Annotated in this window: 6 protein-coding genes; 4 read left to right on the top strand and 2 right to left on the bottom strand. The window is 62.8% G+C overall.

The features are described 5' to 3' along the window. Nucleotides 1-135 precede the first annotated feature (135 nt). Nucleotides 136-321 (bottom strand): rubredoxin, encoded by a 186-nt coding sequence (locus M0954_RS25495; RefSeq protein WP_074266166.1) that lies wholly within the window; start codon nucleotides 319-321, stop codon nucleotides 136-138. Between the two features lie 14 nt (nucleotides 322-335). Beyond that, the gene (locus tag M0954_RS25500; protein ID WP_133891221.1) at nucleotides 336-542 is read right to left on the bottom strand and encodes a hypothetical protein; all 207 of its coding nucleotides are present in this window, start codon (nucleotides 540-542) and stop codon (nucleotides 336-338) included. A gap of 6 nt (nucleotides 543-548) precedes the next feature. Here M0954_RS25500 and M0954_RS25505 point away from each other — a divergent pair, with 6 nt between their 5' ends. The 4 genes from M0954_RS25505 to M0954_RS25520 all read left to right on the top strand — a co-directional run bounded on the left by M0954_RS25505 (nucleotide 549) and on the right by M0954_RS25520 (nucleotide 7,837). Next, on the top strand, nucleotides 549-2,477 hold the full coding sequence (locus M0954_RS25505) for an ATP-binding cassette domain-containing protein (protein ID WP_297356203.1): 1,929 nt from the start codon (nucleotides 549-551) through the stop codon (nucleotides 2,475-2,477). A 250-nt stretch (nucleotides 2,478-2,727) separates the two neighbouring features. Beyond that, the gene (locus tag M0954_RS25510; protein ID WP_297356205.1) at nucleotides 2,728-4,713 is read left to right on the top strand and encodes a DNA topoisomerase IV subunit B; all 1,986 of its coding nucleotides are present in this window, start codon (nucleotides 2,728-2,730) and stop codon (nucleotides 4,711-4,713) included. 67 nt (nucleotides 4,714-4,780) lie between these two features. Then, on the top strand, nucleotides 4,781-7,099 hold the full coding sequence (parC, locus tag M0954_RS25515) for a DNA topoisomerase IV subunit A (RefSeq protein WP_297356207.1): 2,319 nt from the start codon (nucleotides 4,781-4,783) through the stop codon (nucleotides 7,097-7,099). Between the two features lie 279 nt (nucleotides 7,100-7,378). Continuing rightward, complete coding sequence (locus M0954_RS25520; protein ID WP_074265422.1) at nucleotides 7,379-7,837, top strand: CopD family protein; 459 nt, start codon at nucleotides 7,379-7,381, stop codon at nucleotides 7,835-7,837. The last annotated feature ends 55 nt before the right edge of the window (nucleotides 7,838-7,892 follow it).

Genomic DNA, 7,892 nt, shown 5'->3' on the forward strand with positions numbered 1-7,892 from the left:
TGCGGATGGCGGCGGCATTCATCCGATCCATCACCCCAAAAACACAACAGCCCGACGGGCGCCAACCCGGCCGGGCCGTCCATGTTGCCGCGCGCATCAGCGTTCAAGCCGTGCACCTACAGCAATATAACCACCTCAAAACTCCACAACCGCAAACTCCGCCTTACCCACATCGCACAGCGGGCAGCGCCAATCTTCGGGGATATCGGCGAAGCGCGTGCCCGCGGCGATACCATCCTCCGGCAGACCTTCTTCTTCGTTGTAGATCCAGCCGCAAATCAGGCAGACCCAGCTTTTGTACTCAACAATGACTTCGCTCACGACGTACTCTTTCTTCAGTTCAATGCAATGATCCGCGCACTCTGCCCCTTTTGGGGGCGCGCGGCGACGCGCAATATTACCGGAATTTGACAAAGCGCTGATTTGTCGCCGTTGAACCGCCGCCGCGGTGCGGTAAGAACGCCTATGTCTTCCGGCATCCAGGCATCCGCCCGCGCGACCGGTACAATGAGCGGTTCCTGCTCATTGCTGTCTTCTGCCAAATCTCCATGTCGCTTTACACCATTACCGGGGCGCAACTGGCGTTCGGTCACGTCGCGTTGCTCGATCACGCGGATTTCTCTCTCGAAGCGGGCGAACGCGTCGGGCTGATCGGTCGCAACGGGGCGGGCAAGTCGTCGCTGCTGAAGATCGTCGCAGATCTCTCCAAGCCGGATGACGGCCTCGTCACGCGTCAGCAGGGCCTGACTTCGGTCTACGTGCCGCAGGAGCCGGAGTTCGATACGGACGACACGGTGTTCGACGCGGTCGCCGCCGGCCTCACCCACGCCCGTGCGCTGCTGGATGAATACGACGCGGTCGCCAACGGGCTCGCCGACGAGCCCGAAGGCCAGGAGCACGACTCGCTCATGTCGCGCATGAACACGCTGCAATCGGCGCTAGACCATGCCGACGCCTGGAACTGGAGCACGCGCGTGTCCACCACGCTGCAGCAGATCGGTCTGAACGGAGAGGCGCGGGTCGGCTCGCTGTCGGGCGGCATGCAAAAGCGCGTGGCGCTGGCGCGGGCGCTGGTTGTGCAGCCGGACGTACTGCTGCTGGACGAACCGACCAACCACCTCGACTTCGAAGGCATTCGCTGGCTCGAAGACCTGCTGGTTTCGTTGCGCGCCGGCCTGCTGTTCATTACCCACGATCGCGCGTTTCTCGACCGGGTCGCTACGCGCATCGTCGAACTGGATCGCGGCCGTCTGCTGTCGTATCCGGGCAATTTCACCGCCTACCAGACCCGGAAGGCGCAGCAGCTTGAAGTCGAGCAAGTGGAATCGGCCAAGTTCGACAAGCTGCTCGCCCAGGAAGAAGTATGGATCCGCAAGGGTGTCGAAGCGCGCCGCACGCGTAGCGTCGGCCGGATTGCGCGGCTCGAGCAGATGCGTACGGAGCGCGCCGAACGCCGCAACGTGCTGGGAAACGTCAAGCTGGACGTGGGGCAGGGCGAGAAGTCCGGCAAGATTGTCGCCGAACTGACCGATGTGACCAAGCGCTACGGTTCGCGCACGGTCGTGGACAACTTCACGGCCACGGTCATGCGCGGCGACAAGATCGGCTTCGTCGGCCCGAACGGCGCTGGCAAAACCACGCTGCTGAAGCTGATCCTCGGCGAGTTGCCGGCGGACGAAGGCACGGTGCGTGTGGGCACCAATCTGCAAGTTGCCTATTTCGACCAGATGCGCGCCCAACTCGATCTGGACAAGAGTCTCTCGGACACCATCAGTCCGGGTAGCGAGTGGGTTGAGGTCAACGGCCAGAAAAAGCACGTGATGAGCTATCTCGGCGACTTCCTCTTCGCGCCGGAACGGGCGCGGTCGCCGGTCAAGTCGCTGTCAGGCGGCGAGCGCAACCGTCTGCTGCTGGCGCGTCTGTTCGCGCGGCCGGCTAACGTGCTGGTGCTCGACGAACCGACCAACGACCTCGATATCCCCACCTTGGAACTGCTCGAAGAACTGCTCACGGAATACGACGGCACCGTGCTGCTGGTCAGCCACGATCGCGCGTTTCTGGATAACGTCGCGACTTCGGTGATCGCCTCAGAAGGGGCCGGCAAGTGGCGCGAGTACGTCGGCGGCTTTACCGACTGGCAGATCCAGCGCGACCGCTCGCAGCAGATGGCGCAGGAAGCGCAAAAAGAAGTCGCCAAGGAAGCGTCGAAGGACGGCGGGGCGGCCGCGAGCCGCAACACCCAGCAGCGTGCCGCGAAACTGTCGTTTAAGGAGCAGCGTGAGCTGGAGGCGTTGCCGGCGCAGATCGCAGGGCTGGAGGCCGAGCAGAAGACGATTGCCGCGCAGCTCGAAGACGGCTCGATCTTCACGAGAGATGCGGCAGAAGGCACGCGGCTGACGGCGCGCTATGCGGCGATCGACGATGAGCTGCTGGCGGCGATGGAGCGGTGGGAGGAGCTGGAGAGCCGGCGGAAGTGAGCGGCGGGCGTGTCCCCACCCAAACGGCTGATCAACCATCCGGCAAATTGCTCCCCGTATCGAAATCAGTAAAATACCCCGCGAACAGGCTTCCTCCGGGAGAGTCCGGCGATAAAACAGTTTGCCCGCTGCGCGGGCAGCCCACCCACCCCGTTGTTTCGTTTCGCTTTTTTTGAAAACTCAACGCATTGTCCACGGACCTGTCCACAGGACCTGTGGACAACGATGAACCGACGGACCCGAGTCAACCATGTCTACGAAAAAGCCAAACGCCGCGTATAGCGAAGCGTCGATCAAGGTGTTGAAGGGCCTGGAGCCGGTCAAGCAACGACCCGGCATGTACACCCGCACCGAAAATCCGCTGCACATCATTCAGGAAGTCATCGACAACGCGTCGGACGAAGCCCTCGGCGGCTACGGCCGGCTGATCACGGTCACGCTGCACGCGGACCAGTCGGTGTCCGTCGACGACGACGGCCGCGGTATCCCGTTCGGCATGCACCCCGAAGAGGGCGTGCCGGTTGTCGAAATCGTATTCACGCGCCTGCACGCAGGCGGCAAGTTCGACAAGGCCGCGGGCGGCGCCTACACGTTCTCAGGCGGTCTGCACGGCGTGGGCGTCTCGGTCACCAACGCGCTGTCCACGCGCCTTGACGTCACCGTCTGGCGCGACGGCAAGGTCGCCGAACTGGGCTTTGCCAACGGCGATGTGGCCAAACAGCTGCAAATACGTCCGGCTGCGAGAGGCGAGAAGAAATCCGGCACACGCGTCACCGCGTGGGCCAATCCGAAGTACTTCGATTCGCCAAACCTGCCGTTCGGCGAACTGCAGCGTCTCTTGCGCTCGAAAGCGGTGCTGTTGCCGGGCGTCGAAGTCACGCTCGTCAACGAGAAAACCGGCGAGCGCCAGACCTGGAAGTACGAAGACGGTCTGCGCGGCTATCTGCTCGAAGGCATGAACGGCAGCGATCTGCTGATTCCGCTCTTCGAAGGCGAACGTTATGCCGAGAGTTCACGTTCGAACGAAGAAACCTTTGCGGAAGGCGAGGGCGCGGCGTGGGTGGTGGCCTGGAGTGAAGAAGGCACGCTCACGCGCGAGTCCTACGTCAACCTGATTCCGACGCCCGCAGGCGGCACGCACGAATCGGGTCTGCGCGACGGTCTGTTTCAGGCGGTCAAGAGTTTCGTCGAGCTGCACAATCTGCAGCCGAAGGGCGTCAAGCTGCTCGCGGAAGACGTGTTTGCGCGCGTCTCGTTTGTGCTGTCGGCGAAGGTGCTCGATCCGCAGTTCCAAGGGCAGATCAAGGAGCGTCTGAATAGCCGTGACGCAGTGAAGCTGGTGTCGTCGTTCGCGCGACCGGCGCTTGAGTTGTGGCTGAACCAGCACGTCGAGCACGGCAAGAAGCTCGCGGATCTCGTCATCAAGCAGGCGCAGGCTCGCACGCGTGCCGGCCAGAAGGTCGAGAAACGCAAAAGCTCGGGCGTGGCCGTGCTGCCGGGCAAACTGACTGACTGCGAATCCACCGATATCTCGCGCAACGAACTGTTCCTGGTCGAAGGCGATTCGGCCGGCGGTTCGGCCAAGATGGGCCGCGACAAGGAATATCAGGCCATCCTGCCGCTGCGCGGCAAGGTGCTGAACACGTGGGAAACCGAGCGCGACCGGCTCTTTGCCAACAACGAAGTGCACGACATTTCGGTGGCGATCGGCGTCGATCCGCACAGCCCTGACGACCACATCGATCTGTCCAATCTGCGCTACGGCAAGATCTGCATCCTGTCGGACGCGGACGTGGACGGCTCGCACATCCAGGTATTGCTGCTGACGCTGTTCTTCAAGCACTTCCCGCAACTGATCGAACGTGGTCACGTGTGCGTGGCGCGTCCGCCGCTGTTCCGTGTGGATGCACCCGCCCGCGGCAAGAAGCCCGCGCAGAAGCTGTACGCGCTGGACGACGGCGAGCTCGAAGCGATTCTCGACAAGCTGCGCAAGGACGGCGTGCGCGAGACCCAATGGTCCATCAGCCGCTTTAAAGGCCTCGGCGAAATGAGCGCCGAGCAGTTGTGGGACACCACGATGAACCCGGACACGCGGCGTCTGTCGCCGGTTGCGCTCGGCGAACTCGACTACGACGCCACCGTCGCGCGTATGACCATGCTGATGGGCAAAGGTGAAGCAGCGTCGCGGCGCAGCTGGCTCGAAGAAAAGGGTAACGAAGTCGAAGCGGATATCTGAGCTGAGCGCCTGACGCAGGCTTGCTCGCGCAGCGAAACTTCACGCTACATACGGATACGGAATCTAGATGGACGACAACACGCCTGATCTTTTCACGGTGGCGCCGGCGCCCGGCGACTCTCTGACGCTCGGCAACTATGCCGAACGCGCGTACCTCGATTACGCCGTGAGCGTCGTCAAGGGCCGTGCGCTGCCCGATGTTTGCGACGGCCAGAAGCCTGTGCAGCGGCGCATCCTGTTCTCGATGAACGAGATGGGCCTCTCCGACAACGCGAAGCCGGTCAAATCGGCGCGCGTGGTAGGCGACGTGCTCGGCAAGTATCACCCGCACGGCGACCAGTCGGCGTACGACGCATTGGTGCGTCTCGCGCAAGACTTCTCGATGCGCTATCCGTTGATTGACGGCCAGGGCAACTTCGGCTCGCGCGATGGCGACGGCGCAGCGGCGATGCGCTATACGGAAGCGCGCCTCACGCCAATCGCCAAGCTGCTGCTTGATGAAATCCACCAGGGCACGGTCGATTTCATGAAGAACTACGACGGCGAATTCGACGAGCCGCGCCTCTTGCCCGGACGTCTGCCGTTCGTGCTGCTCAATGGCGCCTCGGGGATTGCGGTGGGTCTGGCCACGGAAATCCCGTCGCACAACCTGCGCGAAGTGGCCGCCGCGGCGGTCGCGATGATCCGCAATCCGAAGCTCTCGCACGCGGAATTGATGCAGCTCATCCCTGGGCCGGACTTCCCTGGCGGTGGCCAGCTCATTTCGAGCGAAGCCGAAATCTCGGCGGCGTATGAGGCGGGGCGCGGCAGTCTGAAGGTGCGCGCGCGCTGGAAAATCGAAGAACTCGCACGCGGCCAGTGGCAACTCGTGATCACCGAACTGCCGCCGAATACGGCTACGCAGAAAGTGCTCGAAGAAATCGAAGAGCAGACCAATCCGAAGATCAAGCTCGGCAAGAAGACGCTGACGCCCGAGCAGTTGCAGACCAAGCAGACCATGCTCGCGCTGCTTGACGCGGTGCGCGACGAATCGGGCAAGGACGCGCCCGTGCGTCTCGTATTCGAGCCGAAGTCGAGCCGCATCGACCAGACCGAATTCGTCAATATCCTGCTCGCGCATACGAGCCTCGAATCCAACGCCTCGCTGAATCTGGTGATGGTCGGCGCGGACGGCCGACCGCGCCAGAAGGGCATATCCGAAATCCTGCAGGAATGGATCGGCTTCCGCTTTGCTACCGTTACGCGCCGCACGCGCTACCGTCTGAGCAAGGTCGACGATCGGATTCACATCCTCGAAGGCCGGATGATCGTCTTTTTGAATATCGACGAAGTCATCCGCATCATTCGTGAGTCGGACGAACCGAAGCCGGCGCTGATCAAGGCATTCGGGCTGTCCGACCGGCAAGCTGAAGACATCCTTGAAATCCGTCTGCGTCAGTTGGCGCGACTGGAAAAGATCAAGATCGAGAAGGAACTGTCCGAACTGCGCGACGAAAAGGCCAAGCTCGAAGAACTGCTCGGCAGCGAATCGGCGATGAAGCGCCTGCTCATCAAGGAAATCGAAGGCGACGCGAAGCAATACGGCGACGAGCGCCGCACGCTGATCCAGCAGGAAAAGCGCGCGATCTTCGAAGCCCGCGTGGTCGATGAGCCGGTGACGGTGGTGATGTCGCAGCGGGGCTGGGTACGGGCACTGAAGGGCCACGGGCTCGATCCGGCTAGCTTCACCTTCAAGGCCGGCGACGCGCTCTATGCCGCGTTCCAGTGCCGCACGCCCGATACGTTGATCGCATGGGGTAGCAACGGGCGCGTCTATTCGGTCGCGGTGGCGCTGCTGCCGGGCGGCCGTGGTGATGGCGTGCCGGTCACCTCGCTGATCGAACTCGAGTCGGGCAGCCATCTTATGCACTACTACGCGGCGCCGGCAGATCAGGCGTTGTTGCTGGCATCGAGCAACGGCTTCGGTTTTATCGCCAAGGTCGGCGACATGGTGAGCCGCGTGAAGGCCGGCAAGTCCTTCATGACCATCGACGAAGGCGCGACGCCGCTCGTGCCGATGCCTATGCTGCCGGATGCGACTCATATCGCCTGTTTGTCGGGCGGCGGCCGTTTGCTGGCCTTTGGCCTCGACGAGATGAAGACGCTTTCGGGCGGTGGCCGCGGTGTCACGCTGATGGCGCTCGACGAGAAGGAGACGCTCACGCAGGCGCTGGCAATCGGCAAGGCCGGGGTCGTGCTGCTCGGCACGGGCCGTGGCGGCAAAGCGTATGAAGAAACGCTGAGCGGCGCGGCGCTCGCACCGCACATCGGCAAACGCGCCCGCAAGGGCCGCGCGCCGGACAGCAAGCTGAAGCTGTTGGGCATGCGGCCGGCGCTGCGGGCTTGACGAGGTGAAGTCGCAGTAACCGCGTGCGCAGCCTTCGACCACAGGCTACGCACGCCGCGAGTAGCAGGTAGCAAAAAATCGGGGATCGGCACGCTACACGGCGCGTCGGCACAACAAATAAAACGATGGCGAAAACGATGAACTGCGGAACTGCACGCACAGCGTGCGGTCGAATGCGGTCATTAGCCGCGTCGGACAAGGCTGTGGACAGCGTCGTTCAAGGCTCCAGCCTGTCCGCCGAAAAGCGGTACGCCCATCATCGAGAGAGAGGAAAACAACATGACCAAAGCCGTCGAGCTCGCGCTCTTTTTGCATTTGCTGGGTGTGGCCGTGTGGGTCGGCGGTATGGTCTTCGCGCATTTTTGCCTGCGTCCGGCTCTCGCTGATCTCTCGCCTCAACTGCGCTTGCCACTGTGGGAATCGGTGTTCGGGCGTTTCTTCAACTGGGTCGCCGCTTCGGTGATCATCATCTTGCTGTCGGGCGGATTCATGCTGACGCAGTTCGGCGGCGCGCATGCGTCGTGGCAACTGCATGCCATGGCGGGTCTCGGCATCGTGATGATGCTGATCTTCGGGCACATCCGCTTCGCCGTGTTTCCGCGTATCCGCCGCGCCGTGCAGGCGCAGAACTGGCCGGATGGCGCGCGCGCAGTCGGAACGGTGCGGCGCCTGGTGGTCGTCAATCTGGTGCTGGGCGTCGTGACAATCGGTGTTTCTGTGTTGTCCGGCGCCGTCTAGGCGAAGCATCGCGCGCCGCATCACGTTTTGACGAAACGCCGCTGCTCTGAACTGC

This window comes from Paraburkholderia sp. (assembly GCF_026225065.1).
Classification (GTDB): domain Bacteria; phylum Pseudomonadota; class Gammaproteobacteria; order Burkholderiales; family Burkholderiaceae; genus Paraburkholderia.